27 protein-coding genes are annotated in these 22,287 nt (G+C 67.2%); 13 read left to right on the forward strand and 14 right to left on the reverse strand.

Translation table 11 applies throughout. The features are described 5' to 3' along the window. The first annotated feature begins 1 nt into the window (after position 1). Complete coding sequence (locus QMA07_RS10040) at positions 2-793, forward strand: IclR family transcriptional regulator (RefSeq protein WP_290161431.1); 792 nt, start codon at positions 2-4, stop codon at positions 791-793. A gap of 278 nt (positions 794-1,071) precedes the next feature. After that, the gene (locus tag QMA07_RS10045) at positions 1,072-1,611 is read left to right on the forward strand and encodes a DUF6264 family protein (protein ID WP_290161433.1); all 540 of its coding nucleotides are present in this window, start codon (positions 1,072-1,074) and stop codon (positions 1,609-1,611) included. Between the two features lie 61 nt (positions 1,612-1,672). On the opposite strand, the gene fbaA is transcribed toward QMA07_RS10045, so the two are convergent. Next, positions 1,673-2,701, reverse strand: a complete 1,029-nt coding sequence (gene fbaA / locus QMA07_RS10050) for a class II fructose-bisphosphate aldolase (protein ID WP_290161435.1) — start codon at positions 2,699-2,701, stop codon at positions 1,673-1,675. Between the two features lie 182 nt (positions 2,702-2,883). Here fbaA and glpX point away from each other — a divergent pair, with 182 nt between their 5' ends. Both glpX and QMA07_RS10060 read left to right on the forward strand, forming a co-directional pair. Continuing rightward, positions 2,884-3,870, forward strand: coding sequence for a class II fructose-bisphosphatase (gene glpX / locus QMA07_RS10055; RefSeq protein WP_053095530.1), 987 nt, complete (start codon positions 2,884-2,886; stop codon positions 3,868-3,870). Positions 3,871-4,027: 157 nt separating this feature from the next. Next, positions 4,028-4,324, forward strand: a complete 297-nt coding sequence (locus tag QMA07_RS10060; RefSeq protein WP_290161438.1) for a hypothetical protein — start codon at positions 4,028-4,030, stop codon at positions 4,322-4,324. A 2-nt stretch (positions 4,325-4,326) separates the two neighbouring features. Here QMA07_RS10060 and QMA07_RS10065 read toward each other — a convergent pair whose 3' ends face one another. Together QMA07_RS10065 and QMA07_RS10070 are read right to left on the reverse strand one after the other, a co-directional pair. After that, positions 4,327-5,679, reverse strand: coding sequence for a DNA recombination protein RmuC (locus QMA07_RS10065; RefSeq protein WP_290161609.1), 1,353 nt, complete (start codon positions 5,677-5,679; stop codon positions 4,327-4,329). A 44-nt stretch (positions 5,680-5,723) separates the two neighbouring features. Further along, on the reverse strand, positions 5,724-6,317 hold the full coding sequence (locus QMA07_RS10070) for an exonuclease domain-containing protein (RefSeq protein WP_290161440.1): 594 nt from the start codon (positions 6,315-6,317) through the stop codon (positions 5,724-5,726). A 59-nt stretch (positions 6,318-6,376) separates the two neighbouring features. On the opposite strand from QMA07_RS10070, the gene QMA07_RS10075 reads away from it, so the two are divergent. Further along, entirely contained in the window at positions 6,377-7,126 is a 750-nt protein-coding gene (locus tag QMA07_RS10075; protein WP_290161442.1) for a class I SAM-dependent methyltransferase, read from the forward strand. Between the two features lie 49 nt (positions 7,127-7,175). Next, positions 7,176-8,249, forward strand: coding sequence for a redox-regulated ATPase YchF (ychF, locus tag QMA07_RS10080; protein WP_290161445.1), 1,074 nt, complete (start codon positions 7,176-7,178; stop codon positions 8,247-8,249). A 244-nt stretch (positions 8,250-8,493) separates the two neighbouring features. Here ychF and QMA07_RS10085 read toward each other — a convergent pair whose 3' ends face one another. The 4 genes from QMA07_RS10085 to QMA07_RS10100 all read right to left on the reverse strand — a co-directional run bounded on the left by QMA07_RS10085 (position 8,494) and on the right by QMA07_RS10100 (position 10,908). After that, entirely contained in the window at positions 8,494-8,697 is a 204-nt protein-coding gene (locus tag QMA07_RS10085) for a hypothetical protein (RefSeq protein WP_290161447.1), read from the reverse strand. Positions 8,698-8,852: 155 nt separating this feature from the next. Then, positions 8,853-9,188 carry a hypothetical protein gene (locus QMA07_RS10090; protein ID WP_290161449.1) on the reverse strand — a complete coding sequence of 112 codons (336 nt, stop codon included), beginning with the start codon at positions 9,186-9,188 and terminating at the stop codon, positions 8,853-8,855. Positions 9,189-9,761: 573 nt separating this feature from the next. Further along, positions 9,762-10,094 (reverse strand): hypothetical protein, encoded by a 333-nt coding sequence (locus tag QMA07_RS10095; protein WP_290161451.1) that lies wholly within the window; start codon positions 10,092-10,094, stop codon positions 9,762-9,764. A 34-nt stretch (positions 10,095-10,128) separates the two neighbouring features. Beyond that, complete coding sequence (locus tag QMA07_RS10100; protein WP_290161453.1) at positions 10,129-10,908, reverse strand: alpha/beta hydrolase; 780 nt, start codon at positions 10,906-10,908, stop codon at positions 10,129-10,131. 84 nt (positions 10,909-10,992) lie between these two features. On the opposite strand from QMA07_RS10100, the gene QMA07_RS10105 reads away from it, so the two are divergent. Then, on the forward strand, positions 10,993-12,753 hold the full coding sequence (locus tag QMA07_RS10105; RefSeq protein WP_290161455.1) for a GNAT family N-acetyltransferase: 1,761 nt from the start codon (positions 10,993-10,995) through the stop codon (positions 12,751-12,753). 19 nt (positions 12,754-12,772) lie between these two features. Here QMA07_RS10105 and QMA07_RS10110 read toward each other — a convergent pair whose 3' ends face one another. Further along, positions 12,773-13,879 carry a N(5)-(carboxyethyl)ornithine synthase gene (locus QMA07_RS10110; protein ID WP_290161611.1) on the reverse strand — a complete coding sequence of 369 codons (1,107 nt, stop codon included), beginning with the start codon at positions 13,877-13,879 and terminating at the stop codon, positions 12,773-12,775. 237 nt (positions 13,880-14,116) lie between these two features. Between QMA07_RS10110 and QMA07_RS10115 the strand changes: the two genes are divergently transcribed. The 3 genes from QMA07_RS10115 (at position 14,117) to QMA07_RS10125 (ending at position 16,984) form a co-directional block, all read left to right on the forward strand. Further along, entirely contained in the window at positions 14,117-14,680 is a 564-nt protein-coding gene (locus tag QMA07_RS10115) for an alpha/beta hydrolase (protein WP_290161457.1), read from the forward strand. Positions 14,681-14,684: 4 nt separating this feature from the next. Continuing rightward, positions 14,685-15,221, forward strand: a complete 537-nt coding sequence (locus tag QMA07_RS10120) for an isochorismatase family protein (protein ID WP_290161459.1) — start codon at positions 14,685-14,687, stop codon at positions 15,219-15,221. A 98-nt stretch (positions 15,222-15,319) separates the two neighbouring features. Then, positions 15,320-16,984 carry an ABC-F family ATP-binding cassette domain-containing protein gene (locus tag QMA07_RS10125; protein WP_290161461.1) on the forward strand — a complete coding sequence of 555 codons (1,665 nt, stop codon included), beginning with the start codon at positions 15,320-15,322 and terminating at the stop codon, positions 16,982-16,984. A gap of 3 nt (positions 16,985-16,987) precedes the next feature. Here the strand turns inward: QMA07_RS10125 and QMA07_RS10130 are convergent, their stop codons facing one another. The 3 genes from QMA07_RS10130 to QMA07_RS10140 all read right to left on the reverse strand — a co-directional run bounded on the left by QMA07_RS10130 (position 16,988) and on the right by QMA07_RS10140 (position 18,381). Continuing rightward, complete coding sequence (locus QMA07_RS10130) at positions 16,988-17,332, reverse strand: LysR family transcriptional regulator (protein WP_290161463.1); 345 nt, start codon at positions 17,330-17,332, stop codon at positions 16,988-16,990. A gap of 132 nt (positions 17,333-17,464) precedes the next feature. Continuing rightward, positions 17,465-17,764, reverse strand: a complete 300-nt coding sequence (locus QMA07_RS10135) for a Fe-S cluster assembly protein HesB (protein WP_290161465.1) — start codon at positions 17,762-17,764, stop codon at positions 17,465-17,467. 77 nt (positions 17,765-17,841) lie between these two features. Beyond that, the gene (locus tag QMA07_RS10140) at positions 17,842-18,381 is read right to left on the reverse strand and encodes a GNAT family N-acetyltransferase (RefSeq protein ID WP_290161467.1); all 540 of its coding nucleotides are present in this window, start codon (positions 18,379-18,381) and stop codon (positions 17,842-17,844) included. A 96-nt stretch (positions 18,382-18,477) separates the two neighbouring features. Between QMA07_RS10140 and QMA07_RS10145 the strand changes: the two genes are divergently transcribed. Beyond that, the gene (locus QMA07_RS10145) at positions 18,478-19,020 is read left to right on the forward strand and encodes a DNA starvation/stationary phase protection protein (RefSeq protein ID WP_290161469.1); all 543 of its coding nucleotides are present in this window, start codon (positions 18,478-18,480) and stop codon (positions 19,018-19,020) included. A gap of 21 nt (positions 19,021-19,041) precedes the next feature. Here QMA07_RS10145 and QMA07_RS10150 read toward each other — a convergent pair whose 3' ends face one another. Further along, positions 19,042-19,575 carry a DUF6328 family protein gene (locus QMA07_RS10150; RefSeq protein ID WP_290161471.1) on the reverse strand — a complete coding sequence of 178 codons (534 nt, stop codon included), beginning with the start codon at positions 19,573-19,575 and terminating at the stop codon, positions 19,042-19,044. Positions 19,576-19,644: 69 nt separating this feature from the next. Between QMA07_RS10150 and QMA07_RS10155 the strand changes: the two genes are divergently transcribed. Beyond that, on the forward strand, positions 19,645-19,866 hold the full coding sequence (locus QMA07_RS10155) for a hypothetical protein (protein WP_290161473.1): 222 nt from the start codon (positions 19,645-19,647) through the stop codon (positions 19,864-19,866). A gap of 10 nt (positions 19,867-19,876) precedes the next feature. Here the strand turns inward: QMA07_RS10155 and QMA07_RS10160 are convergent, their stop codons facing one another. Continuing rightward, positions 19,877-20,458: a 1-acyl-sn-glycerol-3-phosphate acyltransferase gene (locus QMA07_RS10160; RefSeq protein ID WP_290161476.1), complete on the reverse strand. Its 582-nt coding sequence runs from the start codon at positions 20,456-20,458 to the stop codon at positions 19,877-19,879. Positions 20,459-20,551: 93 nt separating this feature from the next. Between QMA07_RS10160 and QMA07_RS10165 the strand changes: the two genes are divergently transcribed. Then, positions 20,552-20,695, forward strand: coding sequence for a hypothetical protein (locus QMA07_RS10165; RefSeq protein ID WP_290161478.1), 144 nt, complete (start codon positions 20,552-20,554; stop codon positions 20,693-20,695). 28 nt (positions 20,696-20,723) lie between these two features. Here the strand turns inward: QMA07_RS10165 and QMA07_RS10170 are convergent, their stop codons facing one another. Next, on the reverse strand, positions 20,724-22,205 hold the full coding sequence (locus tag QMA07_RS10170) for an MDR family MFS transporter (RefSeq protein WP_290161480.1): 1,482 nt from the start codon (positions 22,203-22,205) through the stop codon (positions 20,724-20,726). Positions 22,206-22,287 lie beyond the last annotated feature (82 nt).

Genomic DNA, 22,287 nt, shown 5'->3' on the forward strand with positions numbered 1-22,287 from the left:
AGTGGCCGCCACTGAGGCGGCGCCGACTCTGATCGGCTCAGTGCAGCGTGCGCTTCGACTGGTCGACATGGTCGCCAATTCGTCACGCCCGGTGCCGGTCAAGACCCTCGCGGCCCAGACCGGTCTCACCCCGGGTACGACGTACAACCTCGTGCGGACGCTGGTGCACGAGGGATACCTCGTGAGCGAACCCGACGGTCTGGTCCTCGGCGAGAATTTCCCCGCTTTTCGCGCGCAGTCCGACGCGGGCGGAGTGTTCTTCGCCCATGTGCGCTCTGCGCTGCGCCACGCCACGGCGGAGGTGGGCGCCACCGCTTACCTCTCCCGCTACGAGGATGGCGAGCTGCGCCTCGTCGACATCGTGGATGCTGCTCGCAGCCCGCGCATCGACCTGTCGGTCAGTCTCGACTCGAGCGCGCACGCGACGGCTCTCGGCAAGCAGATCCTCGCGGATCTGAGTCGTGAGGAGCGCAAGGACTACCTGTCGCGTCACCCGATGGAGCAGCTCACGCATCGCACGATCAGCGACCCGCGGGCATTGCTGACGGCGCTCGAACGTTCTCGGGGGTTCGCCGTGGATTGCGAGGAATACGTGATCGGCAATGCCTGTGTCGCCGTCCCGGTGACCGCTCCGAACGTCAGGGCGTCGCTCGCGGTCTCGCTTCCGGTGGGCCACCCTCGTCTCGAGCACGGCCTCGTCGAGAAGCTCAGGGGGGTGGCGCGGCGGCTCTCGCTGCAATTGGGTGCGGATGCGCTGGGCGCAAGCACGTCTCGTCTCGCGACCTCGCTCTGACGACCGCCGTCACAGCGGGTCGCGGCTCTTCACTATCTGAAGAAGTGCCACTGGTGCTCGGGCACGCGCTTTCCCTAGCATGTGAGGTGTAGTCGTCTGTGCAATCGGCGCTACCCGTGGTCGAACGTCCCCAGCGTTCCTCGACCCACTTGGATGACGAGCGTCCCCAGCGTTCCGAGTCCGCGGCCCCGAGGAGTCCCCACTCCTTCGGGGCCGCCATCATGACGGGCACTCGCAGTCTGTGAGGAGCTCCTAGCCGATCCGGCTAGCATGCTGGGATGACGGACCAGCGGCCCCAATACGGCGAAATCGCGACCCTCGACGAGCAGCGAAGGGCAGCAGGGTTGCCTCCGCTCGGCGAGGTTCCGGTCGTCGAGTCGGCTGCAGCGCCGGGCTCGTCGGCGCCGGCTGACGGCGCCGTTGCTGATATGCCCGCCGCGCGTCCGCGTCCTGTCGAACGTTTCGTGACGATCGGCCTGCTCGCCTACGGTCTGGTGAACGTGGTCATGACGGGGCTGTCGTACCTCGACTTCTCGACCGCGATGAATCAGATGATGAGCGTGCTCGGCGTCGACGGGGAGTTCACGAACTACGCCGAGGGCAGGACCTGGGGCACGATCGCCGCGATCGTCCTCGCTGTCGGCTGGTCACTCACCGCGTACTTCTCGATCCGCCGACTGCGCTCCGGCAGACTCTCCTGGTGGGTGCCGCTCGTCGGCGCGGCGGTCACCCTGCTTGTGGCGTCCGTCTGCGCGGCGATCCCGCTCATGAACGATCCTGCCTTCATCGACTTCGTAGCCAAGACGGCCGGGCAGTAGGCCGCAGAACGACAGATGCCCCCGGCCGATCGGCCAGGGGCATCTTGCTGTCGAAAGGACGTCAGCTCTGGGACTGCCCGTAGGAGCCGAGCTGACGGGTGGACTCGACGACACGAGCGGCCATGGCCGTCTCGGCGATCTTTCCCCACGCGCGAGGGTCGTACTGCTTCTTGTTGCCGACCTCGCCGTCGACCTTCAGGACGCCGTCGTAGTTCTTGAACATGTAGTCGGCGATCGCACGGGTGTACGCGTACTGCGTGTCGGTGTCGATGTTCATCTTGATGACGCCGTTGGCCACGGCGAGGGCGATCTCCTCGTCGGTCGACCCCGAACCACCGTGGAAGACGAGGTCGAGCGGCTTCGCGCCGGTGTTGTACTTCGCGGCGACCTGCTGCTGGATCTCACCGAGGAGCTCGGGACGCAGCTTCACTCCGCCGGGCTTGTACACGCCGTGGACGTTGCCGAACGTGAGAGCAGCGATGTAGCGACCCTGCTCGCCGAGGCCGAGCGCCTGCACGGCCTGGTCGACGTCTGCGAATGTCGTGTAGAGCGCGTCGTTCGACCCCTCGTGAGCGACGCCGTCCTCTTCGCCGCCGACGACGCCGATCTCGACCTCGAGGATCGCGTTGATGTTCTTCATGCGGGGGAGGAGATCCTTGGCGATCTCGATGTTCTCGGCGAGGGGGACAGCCGAGCCATCCCACATGTGCGACTGGAAGATCGGGTTGCGCCCAGCCTTGACCTCGTCTTCGGAGGCGGAGATCAGCGGCTCGACGAACCCGGCGAGGGCGTCCTTCGGGCAGTGGTCCGTGTGCAGCGCGACGGTGACCGGGTAGTTCTTCGCGACCTCGGTCGCGAAGCGGGCGAAGGCGAGGGCGCCGGTTGCGCGTGCCTTGACCGTGTGGCCTGCGAAGTAGTCAGCTCCACCGGTCGTGACCTGGATGATTCCGTCGGAACCTGCTTCGGTCAGACCCTGGAGGACCGAGTTGATCGTCTGCGAGCTCGAGACGTTGAAAGCCGGGTAGGCGAAGCCGCCGGCCTTCGCGCGGTCGAGCATTTCGGCGTACTGATCCGGGGTGGCGACGGGCATGAGAACTCCTGCGATTTGGGAAGCCGGGACAGCAGTCACTCTATCGGGGCTGACTGTCGGATGCTGTCGGAGCCGACCGACCGACCGCCTCGTCCTGCGCCCACGTTAAGAATCGCAATTCCTTCATCGGTGCTTCATCGAAAACCGGCGTTTGAGGCCCGCATGCTGGTTAGGCTGACCGCATGGTTAGTCTTACAGCGGATCTGAGCCCCCTTCGTCCCGATCGAAATCTCGCGATGGAGCTGGTGCGGGCCACTGAGGCAGCCGCCATCCGTGCTGTTCCCTTCATCGGTCGTGGCGCGAAGGAGGCGGCCGACGGTGCAGCTGTCGATGCCATGCGTGCGTTCCTCGGAACCGTGGCCTTCCAGGGGCGCGTCGTGATCGGCGAGGGCGAGAAGGACAACGCGCCGATGCTCTTCAACGGCGAGGAGGTCGGCACCGGCAGCGGGCCTGAGTGCGACATCGCAGTCGATCCGATCGATGGCACGTCTCTGACAGCGGCGGGGCGTCAGAACGCGCTCTCCGTCATCGCGGTGTCCGACCGCGGGTCGATGCTCGACGCGTCGAGCGTCTTCTACATGGACAAGCTCGTGACCGGCCCCGCCGGCGTCGGAGTGGTCGACATCCGACTCCCGATCGGCGAGAACATCCGCAAGCTCGCGGGAGCCCTCGGCAAGCCCGTGGACGAGATCGTCGTCTCGGTGCTGAACCGCCCGCGTCACGAGCAGCTGATTCAGGAGATCCGGGACGCCGGCGCGGGAACACGACTGATGAGCGACGGTGACGTCGCCGGTGGCATCAATGCGGCCCGTCATGCCGCCCGCACCGACATGTGCGTGGGCGTCGGGGGCAGCCCCGAGGGAATCGTGACGGCGTGTGCGATCAAGGCGCTCGGCGGACACATCCAGGGGAGGCTCTGGCCTCGCGACGACGACGAGCGCCAGCGCGGCATCGATGCGGGCCTCGACATGGACAAGGTCTACGAGGCCGACGACCTCGTGCGCGGAGACAACACGATCTTCGTCGCAACCGGCGTCACAGATGGCCAGCTCGTGGCAGGCGTGCGGCGAGAGGGCGGATACATCTACACCGAGAGCGTCGTGCTGCGCGGCGCATCGGGAACCCTTCGGAGGATCGCCTCGGAGCACCTCGTCTCGAAGTGGCTCTGATCTCTGAGATCTGAGCGGAGCCGGTCATCGTTACCGACCCGGTACCGCCGTGCGCAGCGCCGAGCCGAGGTTTCTCGCGCGTCCGTGTCACAATTGTCACTGGATTTGTCGCCGTCGACGGAGCCGCCAGGCACCGCAGGCACAGGAGGGCAGACCGATGACAACGCAGCACACGAACGGTTCCAAAGCCGCGCCGACCAAGATCGTGACGACGCCCACCGGTCGGATCATGCGGATCAACGTCGATGAGGCAGGGGTGCCTCTGTCGACCGGGACTCCGGCGCCGCCTGTGGTCACGACCGCTGTCACCGACCCCGCTCGCCGCGCTGACGTGCTGTTCCGCAAGCGCCTCGATGAGGGGCATGAGATCAGCTCCTGGTGGATGATCGGCGCTTTCGTCGTCACCAGCGGCCTCGTCATCCTCCTGCTCAGCGGCGTACCGGGCGTCGCCTGACCTCAGTTCCGGGACTCTTCGGTTTCGATGGCCCCGAAGGTTGACTGCTTCGGCACCGACTCTCCGTTGTCGAGACGAGAGCGGACGTCTCCGACGTCGGCCTGAATCGAGGAGTCCGGCTCCTCGGATGACTCGCGGTCGGTGCGTCGGACGCCGTGGTGTGCGTCGAGATCCTGCTCCGAGTCGATCACGAGCTCGGGAGCGGTGAAGCGTCGAGTCTGCGCCGTGACCGCCGGCGGACTCGAGTCCAGCGTCGACGCGCTGATCCCGGGGAACTGCCGAGCTGTCACGAGCACTCGACTCTCGAGGGAGCCGGCGAACCTGTTGTAGCTGTCGACGGTGCGCTCGAGAGCACGGCGCAGGTCGTCGGCATGGCCGGCGAGAACGCCGAGACGGTCGTACAGCTGCGTTCCCAGGTTCAGGAGCGCTCGTGCCTCGGTCGAGACCTCCTGCTGGGTCCAGCTGTAGGCGACGGTCTTGAGCACGGCCCACAGGTTCACGGGCGATGCGAGCGCCACTCTCTTGCTGAAGGCGTAGTCCAGCAGCGTCGGGTCCTCGTCGATGGCCGCCGCGAGGAGCGACTCGCTCGGCAGGAAGCAGATGACGAACTCGGGGCTCGCGTCGAGACCCGACCAGTAGGCCTTCTTCGCGAGTGCGTCGATGTGAGCGCGCACGGCCTTCGCATGCTTCTGCATGTGCGTGCGCCGCTGAGTCTCGTGGGCGTCTCCGATCGGCAGCGCCGACGCCTCGAGATAGGCGTCGAGCGGCACCTTCGCGTCGACGGCGATCGACGTGCCGCCGGCCAGACGGATCACCATGTCGGGGCGCCCCTGACCTCGATCGGACGAGATGGTCGACTGCAGGTCGAAGTCGACGTGACGGATCAGCCCTGCGGCCTCGACGACGCGGCGCAGCTGGGTCTCGCCCCAGACGCCGCGTGTGGCCGTCGACCGCAGCGCTCCGGCGAGCGATTCGGTCGTCGAGCGCAGCGCCTCGTCGGACTCCTGCGCGCGCCTGAGCTGCTCCGCGAGGGATCCGAACTGCGCGTGCCGTTCCTGCTCGATGGCCGAGACCTTCTGCTGCATCTGCTGCAGGCTCTCGCGAACGGGCGCGAGAGCCGTGAGCACCGCATTCTGCTGCTGCACGCGCTGCGCCTCGGCGCGCTGCTCGAGTCTCGCGTGCTCGACGGCATCCCGATACAGGTCGTACTGCCGGTCGCGATCATCTCGGGCAGCGGCGAGTTCTGCCTCGGCGCGAGCGAGATCCGCCGCACCGCGCGAGCCGCGGAGGAACCATCCCACTGCGGCGCCGGCCACGAGAGCGGCCAGGAGGAGAACGAGCGTGAGATCATCCATGTGCTCCATGATGCGCTCGGCCACGGACATTCGTCCGGTGCGACTCAGGCGACCGCACGCTCCGGAGCGGCGACGACCGGATCGGTCACACGCAGCGCGAGCGCATCGGCCAGCGAGAAGACGTCGGACGCGCCGTGCCTGCGGGCCGCATCGATGATGATGTGCGCGCAGGCGAGCGCGTCGGCGAGCGCGTCATGGTGGGAGAAGCCGGTGAAGCCGGCAGCCTCGGCCGCCTTCGGCAGTCGGTACGAGTCGAGCTCGTAGGTCTTGCGTGCCACCTGCAGGCTGCACAGCGAGCGATACGGCGGGCAGTCGCCGCCGGTGGCCTCCGACGCACGGCGGAGCACGTTGAGGTCGAAGCCCGCGTTGTGCGCCACGAGCACATCGGCGCCCGCGAAGGCGCAGAGACGATCGAACTGATCCGACCAGGTGGCCGCGTCCAGCACATCGTGCGCGCGGATGCCGTGGATCTTCGTGTTCCACTCCTGGAACTCGTCATGCCCGGCGGGCGGGCGGATCAGCCATCCGGCCGTCGCGACGATCCGGCCGTCGCGCACACGCACGAGGCCGACGGAGCAGGCTGAGGCGGGGCTGGAATTCGCCGTCTCGAAGTCGATAGCGGTGAAGTCCAGTGGCACATGACCACTCTCTCCCGGCATCCGGGACGCCCCAGGATGACTCGCCGTAGGCTGGCGACATGAGTACCGACCGAGCGACCTCCTTCGGCACCGAAGCCGCGAACTACGAGGCCGGAAGACCCGATTATCCCTTCGACGCGGTCACCTGGATGCTCGAGCAGATGCCGCACGGCTCTCGCCGCATCGCCGATGTCGGCGCGGGCACAGGCAAGCTCACTCGCGTGCTCGCTCAGGCGCCGGAGGCCGAGGTCGTCGCCGTCGACCCGGATGCCGCCATGCTCGAGACACTGCGTCTGAGCGTTCCCGGGGTTCCGACGTTCCAGGGAACCGCCGAGCGGATGCCGCTGCCAGACGCGAGCGTCGACGCCGTCGTGCTCGGTCAGGCGTGGCACTGGGTGCAGCCGTCAGCCGCGTCCGCCGAGCTCGGACGGGTCGTCCGCGCCGGGGGAGTCCTCGGGTTGATCTGGAACATCCGCGACGAGCGCGTGGAGTGGGTTCGTCGCCTGACCGACATCATGCACAGCAGCCCGGCCGAGAACATGGTCAACGGTCCAGGTTCCGACGGCCCGCGCATCGAGGCGCCGTTCACGGGCGTCGAGACGCAGCAGTGGGAGTGGACCCGCCCGATGAGCAGAGCGAGACTTCACCAGATGGCGCTCTCACGCAGCTATCTCATCACCGCCCCCGCCGACGAGCGCGCGGAGATCACGCGGCAGATGGACGACCTTTTCGATGAGCTCGGGCTCGACGGAGAGACGACGATCGACCTCCCCTACGTGACGCACGCGTTCCGCTCCGTGCGCGCCTGACCGGCATCCCGCAGGGACTGCGCATCCACGCCAGGTAGACTCGACCCCCGTGGCTCTCACTATCGGAATCGTCGGCCTGCCCAATGTCGGCAAGTCCACCCTCTTCAACGCTCTGACCAAGAACGACGTGCTCGCGGCGAACTACCCGTTCGCGACGATCGAGCCGAACGTCGGGGTGGTGAACCTTCCCGATCCGCGTCTCGACAAGCTCGCCGAGATCTTCGGCAGCGAGCGCGTCCTGCCCGCTGCAGTGTCGTTCGTCGACATCGCCGGAATCGTGCGCGGCGCGAGCGAGGGCGAGGGGCTCGGCAACAAATTCCTCGCGAACATCCGCGAGGCCGATGCGATCGCCCAGGTCGTGCGTGGATTCGCCGACGACGACGTCGTGCACGTCGACGGTGCCGTCAACCCGGCGTCCGACATGGAGACCATCAACGCCGAGCTCATGCTCGCCGACCTCGAGACCGTCGACAAGGCGATCACGCGGTACGAGAAGGAGGTGCGCGGCAAGAAGATCGAGCCCGTCGTCCTCGAGACCGCCATCGCGGCCAAGGATGCTCTCGAGCGCGGTGTGCTGCTGTCCGTCGCCGGCATCGATCTGACGCCGATCCGCGAGCTCGGACTTCTCACGGCCAAGCCCGTCATCTTCGTCTTCAACGTCGACGAGGGTGTGCTCACGAACGATGCCCGCAAGGCGGAGCTCGCTGCGCTTGTCGCTCCTGCGAAGGCGATCTTCCTCGACGCGAAGATCGAGTCGGAGCTGATCGACCTCGACCCCGAGGATGCTGCCGAGCTGCTCGCGTCGACGGGTCAGGACGAGTCCGGTCTCGACCAGCTCGCCCGCATCGGCTTCGACACCCTCGGTCTGCAGACCTACCTCACGGCCGGGCCGAAAGAGGCGCGCGCGTGGACGATCCCCAAGGGATCCAAGGCTCCGCAGGCCGCCGGTGTCATCCACACCGACTTCGAGAAGGGCTTCATCAAGGCGGAGATCGTGTCGTTCGACGACCTCGTCGAGACCGGCTCTGTCGTCGAAGCCCGCTCCAAGGGCAAGGCCCGCCTCGAGGGCAAGGACTACGTCATGCAGGATGGCGACGTGGTGGAGTTCCGCTTCAACAACTAGGAGCCCCCTCATTCCGCGGTAGTGAACCGTGTTCTGATGCGGCGGGTTTCCGTGATCGCCTGCGAAACATCCACCCATCGTCACCGTAGATGCCGATGTCGCGGACGTGGCGACTTAGGAGCTCGAGCAGCGAGTCCGGCGCGACGATTGTGCGCTCGGATCCGTACTTGGGTGGCTGCACGTGGTGCGCCCGGTCGACGAGGTACAGCGGCTTCGTCGTTCCGAGGTACCGGAGCCGACACACCTAGTCGCGCCGCTGCCGCCTGCGACGGATCCTCGCGAGCCGGATGATGCTCGCAACGGCAAGGAGGGCCATCGCGGCGACCGGGAACCAGAGGTTGCGGTTCGCGGCACCGGTGAGCATCAGGACAGTGCCGAGGGCGACCGCGACGACCGCGACTGTGAGACTGACCCACCCGAGCATCGATCGCAGGCTGCTTGTACGCATCGGTCAACTTTCGCAGACACGTGGTCGGCTGTCGAGCACGCCGGCCGGGTCGCGCCGTTGCAGGGAAGCGCTCAGAACGACGGGGGACGACCATTCCGGCTGCGGGTACAAGTCCTACCGCCGGAGGCGTGAGGCACTGAAGCGATGCTGCTCGCTCATCGCCTACTCTTGCGTTTCTTCTTTCCCGGTGCAAAGGCATCGCTGGCGAGGAGGACGAACCACTCAGCCACGATGGCGCAACAGCCGACCAGGACCGTCACTCCTACGATCGCGATGACCGGCGTGGCAACCGTCTGGTTGCCGAGGAAGGACCGCACAAAGGCGAACGTGAGATACAAACTGCCCAGCCCGCCGAGAATCTTGAGCACCGCCACTACACGGCGAAAGAGTGGTTCCTTGATCGTGCTACGCCCGACGGAAAAGACGATCGCAACGAAAAGGGTCGCACTGATCTGCGCGAGGGTCATCGCAACCTCGACTGTTTGGCCCATGCGCAGAACTCTAGTGGCGACGTCACGATGACGATGCTCAGCTATCGCGAAGCCGCCCACCGTGCCCGCCGCGCCACAAAGCCCAGCAGGGCGGCCGGCATGTCCCACCGGCCGCCCGCACGGGAGTGGCTACCTCTCGTCGGCCAGCCAGGCGCGGAGATCAGAGACGATCTCCCCTGGCTCACACCATGCCCCTCCGCCGCGATCGTGACCAGCCATTGCATCGCGACGAGCGTGCCGCCGATGAGGTTGCCGATCTGGCGATCCGAGAGCACGATTTAGTACCGTCCTAGGCGAACTCCAAACCTGTGGTCAGGGTCGAGGAGCTCGAACGCTGGTTGAGGCCCCTGCCAAGCGAACGAAGCTGAGTCCGCACCGAGTCCGAAGAATGCTCCGCATCTTGCTCAATCTGACCATGTCTCACCAGGTGCCCTGGCCCGGATTCCCGCGGCTGGCAAGAGTGGACAAGACTGCGCAGGGTGGTGTTGGTCGTTCCGCTTCAACAACTGAGCGGGGTGCTGGCCGAGTACTGGCCAGACTGGCGGCGGACCGCACGAAGCCGCGGGTCGCGACTCAGATCTCGTCGCTACGTCGAGCACGCACGGGCCAGCCGACCTGCACCAATGCCTCCGTGAGGCGGTCGGCGGCGGCGCGCGCGACGTCGAAGCTTGCGTCAGAGCAGACGTCGATGGCGATCGGCGGCGGATCGGCGAAGCGTGGAATCTGCACCTCTGCCCAGGCGTCAGGCGAGAGCGGTACCCGAGGGGATGCGGTGCGTGCGTCTCGGATGGCACTGTCCGACGCGAAAGCGATGACGTCCAGGGCATGGAGCTTGGTGATCGGCATGTCCACGACGATGGTCACGACGAAGGCCGCGTTTGCGGCATCCCGGAACTCTGGCCTCACCGCATGAAGATATCACTCGGCGCGCACAGCCGGTCTAGCCGCGACGCTCGACGTCCTGACTCAGGATCTCTGGCCATGCTTCGACATCCCTCGGAGTATGTGCGACCGTCAGAGTCGCGTTCGGGAGCAGCTCGGCGAGCGATTGCGCGGTCGACAGCGGGTGGCCCGGGTCGTCCACCCACGCCAGGATCGTCGTCGGCACATCGATGCGTTCGACGGACTCAGGGGCAGGCAGGTCGCTGATTCCCGCGCCGCGAAGCAGCGACGGCAGGAGAGCGTCGGCGACGTCCGGCCAGGTCTCCGGCGCACCGACGGTGGCCGGGGGCGGTGTCGATCCGTGCGTGGCTGCGTGGAACGCTTCGACACCGTCGGATTCGATGAGCGCTGCCGCCGTTCGGTAGATCGCGGCCTGAGCGGGCCTGGTCGCCCACGCGGTGGGCGGCACCATGAGCGTGAGCCCGGTGAATCGGTCGGGCTCGACCGACGCAGCGTGCAAGAGCGTCGCGGCACCCATGGAGGGGCCGACCCCGTGGACGCGTTCGCCCGGGAACCAGTGGTCGAGCAGGCGCAGGAGATCCTCGGCGAGGTTCGGCCAGCGATAGTCCTCGGGGACCTTCCGCCCGGTCGAACGGCCATGACCGCGTGCGTCGTAGCGCAGCAGTCGGGTTCCGCTGAGGCCACGGCCGAGGTCGAGATTGAGCACCCGATCGCGGGCCCGGCTCGACGTGAGGCCATGCAGCTGGACGACCGGGTGTCCACCTTCATCGCTCAGGGCGACGGCCAGCTCTGCACCGGCTACCTCGAAAGTGGGCATCGGGCTCCTCGATCGGTGACGGACCGCGTCGGCTCGGGCAGTCGTGTGATTTTCAGGTTATCTGGGGGCGATAAGGTACTGCCCATGCGACTGACCAACGTCACGCACCTCCGCCTCCCGTTCGGACGGCTCTGGGGTTACGACGTCAGTGCGTCTGCCCTCGGACGCCGCCTCCCTGTGTCGTTCGATCAGCGACTCCACGTCGGGGCCGGCGAGCGGCCGGGCTCCTGGATGGCGCTGTCGTTCCGGCTGCCCGCACCGACTCGGCGAGAGTCGATCGCCGATGCCTGGCTGGCCGTGATCGCGCGCCACGGCACGTTGCGATCGGCATTCGCGCCCGATGCTGACGGCGATCCGATGCTTCACGAGATCGAGATCGGCCCCGGAAGCTGGGTCGAGCATCAGGTGGCCCCTGGGCAGGCCGTCAACGACGCGCTGCGCGACGTTCTCGATGCGGCGTGTTCGCCGTACCGGCATCCTTCTCACCGACTGTGCGTGCTGGAGACCGCTGCGGGACTCACGGTCGTGATCGCAGCCGACCACGCGCACGTCGACATGTGGTCGATGCTGGTGATCGCACGCGACCTCTTGTCTGCGCTCGACACAGGGACGGCGGGCGCGAAGCCGGAGCCGGCGCCGGCATTCGTCGAGCACACGCAGACACTGCTGGATCGGGATGCTGCGCCAGACCGTGTGCGTCGGCGGTGGGAGGACATCATCGAGGACAGCGGCGGTGTGATGCCGCAGTTCCCGTTGCCCCTGGGCGCGACCGAGCCGCATCGCGAGCGCGTGGAAGTGCGTGACGTGTTCGATGTCGACGACGCCGCGGCATTTGCTGCGCAGGCACGTGACGACGGCGTCTCGACCCTCGCACGCGCAGTGGTCGCGATGACGGCGGTGACTCGAGAGTTGGCCGGGGCTCCGCTCCGAGCCGTGTTCCCCGTGCACAGCCGATTCGAGGAACACTGGCATGACTCGGTCGGGTGGTTCATCACCAACTCCGTCCTCGAGTCGGACCTCGCCGAACCGCACGCGGCGGCGGCAGCTGTGAAGGAGGCGGTGCAAATCGGTGCGTGGCCGCTCGCAGATGTGCTCGCTCCGTGGGGTGGCATGCCCGTGGCACCCGGAATGTTCGCGATCTCGTGGCTCGATCTGCGCAGGCTGCCTGTGCGCATCGACTCCGTCGGACTCGACGCCCAGTACGTCAGCGCGGCGACCGACACCGACGGCGTCATGCTGTGGTTCATCCTGGACGAGTCCGGGCTGCACCTGCGATGCCGTTATCCCGATACCGCCGAGGCTCGCACGAACGTGGGCGGGTGGCTGGATCTGCTCGTCACCAGACTGCAGGCGGACGCGCGATCCTCTGTGCGTGGGCGGCTGCAGGTGGCGGGTCGGACGTTCCGGATCGAGCGCGCGAGCCGCGACGACATCGAGGCGATCGCGGCACTGTTGTTCGATGATCAGTTCGGATCGGACCGTGAGAGCGTCGAACTCGAGCGGTACGAGGCGGCCTTCAGCGTGGTCGCTCGCGACGGTTCCAACTATCTGGGGGTCGTCCGCGACAGCGCCGACCGTCTGGTCGCCACGATGCAGTTGACCGTCATCCCCGGCCTCTCCCGCGGAGGGGCGACCCGATTGCAGATCGAGGGGCTGCGGGTTGCGCCGGGGGAGCGGTCACAGGGCCTGGGTGCCGCGATGCTCAAGTGGGCGCATGAATTCGGTCGTGCGCGGGGCGCGCGACTGGCGCAGGTGACCACCGACGAAGCACGGGATCGGACTCGCGCCTTCTACGCCCGACTGGGATATCAGACCGCCCACGTCGGGCTGAAGCGACAGATCTGACGAGCGAGTTTGCATCCCGTTACGCGACGAGTGCGTGCGGGTAGCCGGCGTCTCGGCCCTGGAAGCTCAGGATGCTGGGGTTCTGGATCACTCCATCCCGGATCTCGATCGCGCGTGTGAGCGTCGAGTTATCGGCCCATGCTCCGGGACCGGAGAGCACCGTGCGGAGGAAGGGCAGCAGTGCCTCGCTGATGTCCCACGTGGCGGAGTTCCACAGATACGACGGGCTGTGATCGACCGCGTAGTAGTTGACGCCCTGTCCCACCGTGAACATCGGATCGTCGAACGTCGTCGGAGTCGCCCATTCGAAGCCCATGCCCTCGTCGCAGGAGACGTCGATGATCAGACTGCCCGATGCGAATCGGTCGAGGTCCTCGGTGCGCAGATACGTCAACGGCGCTGCGACGTCCTGCAGGGTGCAGTTGACGACGATGTCGTACGTCGCCAGGAAATCGGGGAGGAGCACGGGGCCGTCCTCCGTGTCGACCGTGCTGAGGTGCGTGGGTCCTTCGTCGGTGTTGAGCTGAGTGAGATGGGAGTTGTGGATGGGGGAGCCCACGGCTGCCGCCCCGCGCTGAGTGAGGACTTCGATGTCATGCACTCCGTGCGCGTTCAGTGCGGTGACCGCGCCTCGTGCCGTCGCGCCGAAGCCGATGACGACCGCGCGAAGCCGGGGTCCGTAGTCGCCGGTCGAACCGACGAGGCTCATGGCATGGATCACCGAGCAGTAGCCGGCCAGCTCGTTGTTCTTGTGGAAGACGTGCAGGCTCATGTCGCCCTGCGCGGTCCAGTGGTTCATGGCCTCGAAGGCGATCAGCGTCAGGCGGCTGTCGATCGCCGTCTGTGTGAGCGTCACGTCCTGCACGCAGTGCGGCCAGCCCCAGAGGATCCGACCCTCGGCGATCTCGGCGACATCCGCGAGCTGCGGCTTCGGCAGCAGCAGGACATCTGCTGAGGCGAGAACCTCTGCCCGATCGGCGACGCGTCCCACACGGGCTTCGATGTAGCCCGGCTCGAGCTGGAAGTCGGTGCCGTAGCCGCGCTCGACGATCATGTGAGCACGAATGTCCGCGTCGATGCGGTCGAGGTGACGGGGGTGGATGGGGAGCCGCCGCTCATTCTCCATCGACGAGTTCGCCAGCACACCCAAGGTCAGAAGGTCCTGCGCGGAGGTGGAGGTGCGGACGGTGGACGAGCGTGTCGTGTCGGACAACGGGTTCCCATCTTCGGGGAACCAGAGTCAGCTCCTGGCCTGACTCTACGCTCCCCAGTGCGCGACAGGGCGCACGAGTCCGATCTCCGCAGACGCGCTCGACTACGCTTGATCTCGATCCCTGACTGCCGAACGAGGAGCCGCGCGCCCATGACCGATACCCAGATCTTCGAGCCAGAGGGCCGCGCCATCCCCTTCGTGGATGAGGGAGACGGCCCGGTCAAGCTGGTTCTGATCCAGGAGCAGGGGCTCGCCGCCGATGTGCTGGGAGTCGCCGCGCATTACCTCGCGGAGGAGGCAGGCTTCCACGTTCTGCGCATCGGACACCGGTCGGACTCCGAGGCGACGCTCGACGATCGCGTCGCCGACGTCGTCGCGGTGATCGATCACGTCGGCATCGAAGACACCTGGGTCGGCGGTCACGGGTTCGGCGGCACGATCGCACGTGCGCTGGTGGCGGCCCACAGCGACCGGGCCAACGGTCTGCTGCTGCTGGGTGTCGAGGACGTCGACATCGCGGTCGCCCCGGCGATCCCGGTGCTCATCGTGCAGGGGACGGAAGACACCGACACCCCCGCAGCGAACGCCGAGGCGCTGCACGCGACCATCCCGGATCGGTCGAGCATCAAGACGATCGCAGGCGACCACCTGTTCCCGATGCATCACCCGATCGAGACCGGCGTGATCATCGAGGAATACCTGGACTGGGACTGACCCGATGGCAGCGGCCGGCCGCACCGTCGTCCTCGCGATCGATCTGCAGGCGGGCGTGACGCCCGGATGCTTCGACGAACAGGGCGTGCTCGCTCGCGCTGCAGCCCTGGTCGACAGGGCTCGCGCGGTCGGAGCTCCCGTCATCTGGGTGCATCACGACCCCGTCGGCGTGGGCACTCCTGAGTGGGAGCTGGCGGCACCCCTGCAGCGCGCGGAGGGCGAGCCCCTCGTGCGCAAGCAGTACCGGGACTCGTTCGCCGACACGACCCTGCGCGCGACGCTCGACGAACTGGGTGCGACGCGCCTGGTGATCACCGGTGCGCAGTCCGACTTCTGCGTGCGCACCACCATGCAGCGGGCAGCGGCGGAGGGCTACGATGTCACGCTCGTGAGCGACGCCCACACCACGGTCGACACCGAATGGGATGGCGTGCCGATCTCGGGGGAGCAGATCGTCGCACACACCAACATGTACTTCTCGGGGCTGCGGTACCCCGGGCAGGAGTTCGCGATCGCCACCCACGATCAGGTCGCTCTCTGACGCGGGGGCACTCGGCACAAGAAGGCACTGCGGGAGAAGACCGCGATCGACCGTGACCCGAGTCTGAGCTGCCATCGCCGGCCTGAGATGATGGTCTGATGACCGCTACCCTCGTCGCCCAGAACCTGGCGGGCGGCTACGGCCACCGCATCCTCTTCGAGGGGCTCGATCTGACGGTCGCTCCCGGCGATGTGATCGGCGTGGTCGGCGCGAACGGAGCGGGCAAGTCGACACTGCTCCGCCTCCTCGCCGGCGTGGATGCGCCGATGGGAGGATCGATCTCGCTCGCACCGACTGACGCGTTCGTCGGTTGGCTGCCGCAGGAGCATGAGCGAGTCGAAGGCGAGACGGTCGCGGAGTACATCGCCCGCCGCACCGGTTGCGCGACGGCCACTCGGGAGATGGATGCCGCTGCGGCGGCGCTCGGAGACCCGACGCTCGCACCGGCGGGCACAGACCCGGCCGACACCTACTCTCAGGCGCTCGATCGGTGGCTTGCCAGCGGTGCGGCCGACCTCGAAGAGCGCATCCCTGCGGTGCTCGCCGACCTCGGGCTCCCGAGCGGGAGCGGCGTCGGGACTGAAGCGCTCATGACCGGGCTGTCCGGTGGTCAGGCCGCTCGAGTCGGCCTCGCGGCGCTGCTGCTGTCGCGCTTCGACATCGTGTTCCTCGACGAGCCGACCAACGATCTCGATCTCGACGGACTCGATCGACTCGAGTCGTTCGTCCGTGGACTCCGCGGCGGTGTCGTGCTCGTGAGTCACGACCGCGAGTTCCTCGCCCGCAGCGTGACCCGTGTGCTCGAGCTCGATCTCGCTCAGGGATCGAATCGCCTCTACGGCGGCGGGTACGACGCGTACATCGAGGAGCGAGCTGTCGTGCGTCGGCACCTGCGGGAGAAGTACGACGAGTTCGCCGACAAGAAGGCCGACCTCGTCTCCCGCGCCCGCACGCAGCGAGAGTGGTCGAGCCAGGGTGTGCGCAACGCCATGAAGAAGTCGCCCGACAACGACAAGATCAAGCGCAAGGCGTCAGCCGAGTCGAGCGAGAAGCAGGCGCAGAAGGTGCGTCAGATGGAGAGCCGGATCGCGCGGCTCGACGAGGTCGAGGAGCCTCGCAAGGAATGGCAGCTCGAGTTCACGATCGGATCGGCGCCTCGATCGAGCAGCGTGGTATCGACACTGAGCGGAGCGGTGTTCCGGCAGGGGACATTCGCCCTGGGGCCGCTCTCGCTGCAGATCGATGCCGGCGACCGCATCGGGATCACCGGTCCGAACGGAGCAGGCAAGTCGACGCTGCTCCGAGCTCTCCTCGGGCGGCAGAAGCCGATCGAGGGGACCGCGAGTCTCGGAAGCAGCGTGCAGATCGGTGAGATCGATCAGGCCCGCTCGCTGCTCATCGGCGACGCGGCGCTCGCGGACGCATTCGAGGCGCTCGTTCCCGAGTCGTCTTCGGCGGAGGTTCGCACCCTGCTGGCCAAGTTCGGCCTGAGAGCCGACCACGTCACTCGCCCCGTCGGTGCCCTGTCTCCGGGCGAGCGCACCCGGGCGGCGCTGGCGCTGCTGCAGTCGCGCGGAGTGAACATGCTGGTGCTCGACGAACCCACGAACCACCTCGATCTGCCGGCGATCGAGCAGCTCGAGCAGGCGCTCGAGTCGTACGCGGGCACGCTGCTGCTGGTGACGCACGACCGGCGGATGCTGGAGGCCGTGCAGACGAACCGCCGATGGAGCGTCGAGAACGGTCAGGTGAGCGAGCTCTGAGGCTCAGCGCCCCTGACGCTTCTTGTAGGGCTTCGGCTGCCCCTTCACGACCGGCGCCCGGCCCTTGCCCTTGGACGCCTTGGCCTTGCCGCCGGCCGGGCCCGCCGTCTTCGGTGCAGGAGGAGGAGCAGCGGCCACCGTCGCCTGAGCTTCGACGAGGAACAACTCGCCGACGCTCGTCAGTCGTGGTGTTCCTTCGCGGTGGATCAGAGTGTGCCCCACCTCGTCCTCGAGCTTGTCGAGAGAGGTGTACAGGGATGCCAGGGGGATGCCCAGCTGCTGGGCGGCTCGGGGGAAGTGCAGCGTCTCGGCGACGACGACGTAGCGACGGAGCAATGCCAGCTTCATGCGGGTGAACGATCCTTCTCGATCCGCGACGATCGCGGGTCTCCGTCTAACCTACGCGAGGCGGATGCACGGCCGCCCCACGCGCACGGATGCCGCGGCTCGATGAGCCGCGGCATCCGGTGATTCTCTCGTTCAGGCGACCTGCGGAAGCACCGCGAACGATACGGAGCCTTCGTCGTCGACGCCGGCGTCGAGCACCTTGTCGTCGAGCGCGGCTGCAGCGGTCTCATCGAGGAAGAGTCGAGTGCCCGACACCTCGACCACCCGGTCATCGGGCTCGGGGTCCGGGGTCACGAGGACCGCGAGGCGTGCGCCTCCGTCCGGTCCGGCAGCAGGCGTGGAATGGATGCGGAGGCCTGCGTCGGTGGCGTCGGTCTGACGGCTGACGAGGGTGTTCACGATTGCGGTGGCGTTATCGGTGAGGGTGAGCACGAGACTCTCCTTCCGGTTGCTGTCACGCCGCGGGTGCGACGTGTCCGGGCTACGATTCCGCACACCCCGGGGGCGATTCAACCCGACGCGCCCGGTTCGGAGGGGTCTCCCACCTGATGCAGAGGTTTTCTCAGGAACACCTGCTCGGTTCCATCGCCCTGCGGCACCCGCTCCGCCTCTTCATAGCCGCACGCCTTGTAGAGACGTATGTTCGCCTCGCTCAGGCTGCCGGTGAAGAGCTCGGCCTCACGGGCCGTCGATGAACGCTCGGCTGCGTCGAGCAGAGTGCGTCCTATGCCCTCGCCCTGCGTGTCGGGAGCTATCGCGATCCTGCCGATCAGCAGCACTCCGTCGGCTTCGACGAATCGGATCACTCCCACCAGCCGGCCGTTCTGGCGGGCTGTCAGCCCCGTGCTCGAGCGCAGCTCGGCCTCGACCTCGGGCAGGGTCTGGGTCAGCGGAGGCATGTCGGCGCTGCCGTAGATCTGCGCTTCCGAGACGAACGCCGCGCGCTGAAGCGTGAGCACCTCGCCGGCATCCGACTCCGAGACGGGCCCGATCACCACGTCGGAGGCGTTGTCGTCGATGTCGGTCTGAGCTGTTTCTGAATTCGTCACTGCGCCACGATCTGATGCGACCGGGGGGACTGTCAACCCCCTCGATGCGGGTGGCGCGCGGGGTTAGCCTCGCAGTCCCAACCCCAGGAGGACTCCATGGCTGAGAAGACCGCGTCCAAGACCGGCAACGCATCCAAGCGCGGAGCGAAGACGACCAGACGACAGAACGCCGAGAAGGGATTCACGGCATCGGCGACGCTCGCCGCCAATCTGCAGTTGGTGCTCGTCGATCTGATCGAGCTCTCGCTGCAGGGCAAGCAGGCGCACTGGAACGTCGTGGGTCGCAACTTCCGCGACACCCATCGTCAGCTCGACGAGATCATCGACGCCGCGCGCACATTCAGCGACACGGTCGCAGAGCGCATGCGTGCGCTGCACGCGGTGCCCGACGGTCGCACAGACACGATCGCCGAGTCGACGTCGCTCCCCGCGTTCCCGATGGGCGAGGTCTCGACGACCGACACGATCGACCTCGTGACGGCGCGTCTGGATGCCGTGGTGGCGACGATCCGCGACGTGCACGATGAAGTCGATGAAGAAGACCCCACATCCGCCGACATCCTGCACGCGGTGCTCGAGAGTCTCGAGCAGTTCGCGTGGATGGTCAGCGCCGAGAACCGCACACCGGCCGGTCACTGACCTCTGCGGGGGAGCCTCGCCTCAGGCTTCGTCGTCCGCCCCGCCTCGCTCGGCCTCGCGCCGCACGAGGCGGGGCAGGATGAGCCACAGCAGGAGCACACCCACGAACGAGGAGACGAGCGCGATGAGCCCGGCTGAGCGATCGACGGTGAAGTCGATGATGAGGGTCGTGACGCCGATCGTGAGTGCGGCGATCGCCACGAGATCGATCTTCACGATGCGAGCGGCCACGCGCACGAGCTCGGGCTTGCGGCGGCGACCGAACAGCGCCCGATGCATGCCCACGGGCGCCAGCGCGAGGATCGTGGCCACCGCGGCGAGACCCACGAGCACCACGTACGCATCTCGCTGGAACTCGTCCATGTCCTCGAAGCGGGGAGTGAACGCCACAGCGAGCAGGAAGCCCGTCAGGATCTGGGTGCCCGTCTGCATCACGCGCAGTTCCTGCAGCAGCTCCTCCCAGTTGCGGTCTGCGCGCTCGTTGCGCGTCTCATCTCGTCCGTCGCGGAGGTCGTCGAGCTCCGCGGGTGGCGCGGGTCGTTCATCGGGATCCATGCCGCCAGTCTCGCGGGAGGCCTCGGATCCTGTCCAGCGGCTTGTGCCTCGACCGAGAAGGAGATCATGATGACGCTTCCCCCGATCCGGGAATGGTGGTCAGAGCTGTCGCTCGAGGCGCGGGTCGACGTGCTCGGGGAGTCGGCGCCGCAGCTGAGCGAGCGGGCCCGAGCCGAGATCCGGACGATCACAGGCGCGGTGGTCGGCATGACCGAGACGCTCTCGGACGAAGACCTCGAGTACGCGCGTTCGGAGACACGCTCGGAGATCGCGGACGAGGAATCCGACTGACTCCACGCGCTCAGCTCTCGTCGGAGGCCTGCTCCTCGCGCAGTCGGGGTGTCGTCCGGCGTTCCGGACGCAGGCCTGCCTTGTCCGAATAGAAGGCGCGGATCCTGTTCATGTCAGTCGCGACGTCACCCGTCAGCTCGAAGGTGGGGCCGAGGCCCGTGGTCATCGTGGTGCGGTCGACGAATCCGAGTGTCACCGGCATCCCGGTCTCACGCGCGATCCGGTAGAAGCCTGACTTCCAGTACTCGTTGCCCCCGCGAGTGCCGTCGGGCGTGATCACGAGACCGAAGACGCTGCCGGAGTGCACCTGCGCGACGACATCCTTGACGACTCGTGCCGGGTCGGCTCGGTCGACCGCGATGCCGCCGATACCGCGCATGATCGGCCCTCGCCAGCCCCGGAACAGGCTGCTCTTGCCGAGCCAATGCACCTCGATGTCGAGCCGCCACGCGATCGCCAGCATGAGGACGAAGTCCCAGTTCGACGTGTGCGGCGCACCGATCAGGATGGTGGGTCGCGTCGGAGTCGCCTCGGCGGTGAGGGTCCAGCGGCTGACTGCCCAGAAGAGGCGGGCGAGGAGTCGTTTGAGCACTCGTCAACCGTAGAGCAGAGCTCCTGTTTATCCGCTGTCGTCCGACGAGGGCCTTTTCGCGCCATCCCGTCGACACAGGCGTACCATCGAATGATGGCCAAGACACAGGACTCCGCCGAGCAGGACGCACCGACCGTGCTTCAGCCGCTGACCGGAACTCCGAACCTGCTCGACGACGCCGCTGCCGGATACTGCAGCGACGGCGTCTGCCACTTCCCTGCGCCGAAGACGCAGTAGCGATCAGACGCCGCCGCAGCGGTGACGGTCAGTGGCCGCCGTGCATGGCGTCGGCCACATCGTCCGCAGGCTTGCGGACGAAAGCGCTGAGCGCGACGGCGGCGAGCGAGATGATCGCGGCGATGAGGAAAGCCATCCGGGCACCCGGTGCTCCGGCGGTGGCCGTGTCGAGCCCCTCGGCCTCTCCGGCGTGCAGGATCGCCGAGTAGGTCACGGTGAGGACCGCGACACCGGCTGCCCCGCCGACCTGCTGGAGGGTGTTCAGCACCGCCGAGCCGTGCGAATACAGCGAACGCGGCAGCGATCCGAGCGATGCCGAGAACAGCGGAGTGAACGACATCGCGAGCCCGACCGACATCGCGGCCTGCACGATGATCAGCACCCACCACACGGTGTGCTCTCCGACCGTCGAGTAGTAGAACAGCGCTGCGGAGACGAGGATCGTCCCGGGGATCAAGAGCGGGCGCGTTCCTCGTGCGTCGTAGACACGACCCATGAGCGGTCCGAGAAGGCCCATCAGCACCGAACCCGGCAGCAGGATCAGGCCGGACTCGAGCGCGTTGAGCCCGGCGACGTTCTGCAGATACTGGGGAAGCAGAGTCAGCGTGCCGAACATCGACAGTGCGAGGATCGCCATGATGATGACGGCGAACGTGAAGTTGGCGGAGCGGAAGACCCGCAGATCGAGCAACGCGTCGTCGATCCGCTGCAGCACCAGCTGACGCCACACGAACAGCGCGAGAGCGACGGCACCCACGACGAGTGCGGTGACGCCGGCGGCCTCACCGGAGCCGCCTTCGCCGCCGAACTGGCTGAGACCGAACACGATGCCGCCGAAGCCGAGTGCCGCGAGCGGGATGGAGAGCACGTCGAGCGGAACCTTGCGCGTCTCGCCGAGGTTCGTCATCCACCTGACGCCGATGAAGAGCGAGATGAGGGCGATGGGCAGGATGATCGCGAACAGAGCGCGCCAGTGCAGCGTCTCGAGCACTGCTCCCGCGAGCGTCGGGCCGATCGCGGGGGCGAGCGAGATGACCAGGCCGACCCGACCCATCATGCGACCGCGCGACTGCGGCGGTACGACGTTCATGATCGTCGTCATGAGCAGCGGCATCATGATGCCGGTGCCGGCGGCCTGGATGACGCGACCGAGCAGCAGGATCTCGAAACCGGGTGCCACGAGAGCGACGAGGGTGCCGAGGGAGAACGAGGTCATCGCGGCGATGAAGACCTGGCGCGTCGTGAACCGCTGCAGGATGAACCCTGTCGTCGGGATCACGACGGCCATGGTCAGCATGAACGCGCTCGTCAGCCACTGGCCGAGCTCGGGCGGGATGCCCAGATCGGTGTTCAGATGGGGGATCGCGATCCCCATCGTCGTCTCATTGAGGATGGCGACGAACGCGGCGACGAGGAGAAGCCAGATCACCCGCATGTCGCTGCGGGCGATCTCGCCTCCGGCGGCAGCAGCGGGGGGCGTGGTGATCGAACCGGTGTCGACGGCAGACATACGGCCTCCTGGGCACGAGAAAAAAGAGGGGAGGGTCGCGCGAGTGCGCGGGGACCATTCAGCGTAACCACAGCTTCGGACA

This window comes from Microbacterium sp. APC 3901 (assembly GCF_030407765.1).
Taxonomy (GTDB): domain Bacteria; phylum Actinomycetota; class Actinomycetes; order Actinomycetales; family Microbacteriaceae; genus Microbacterium.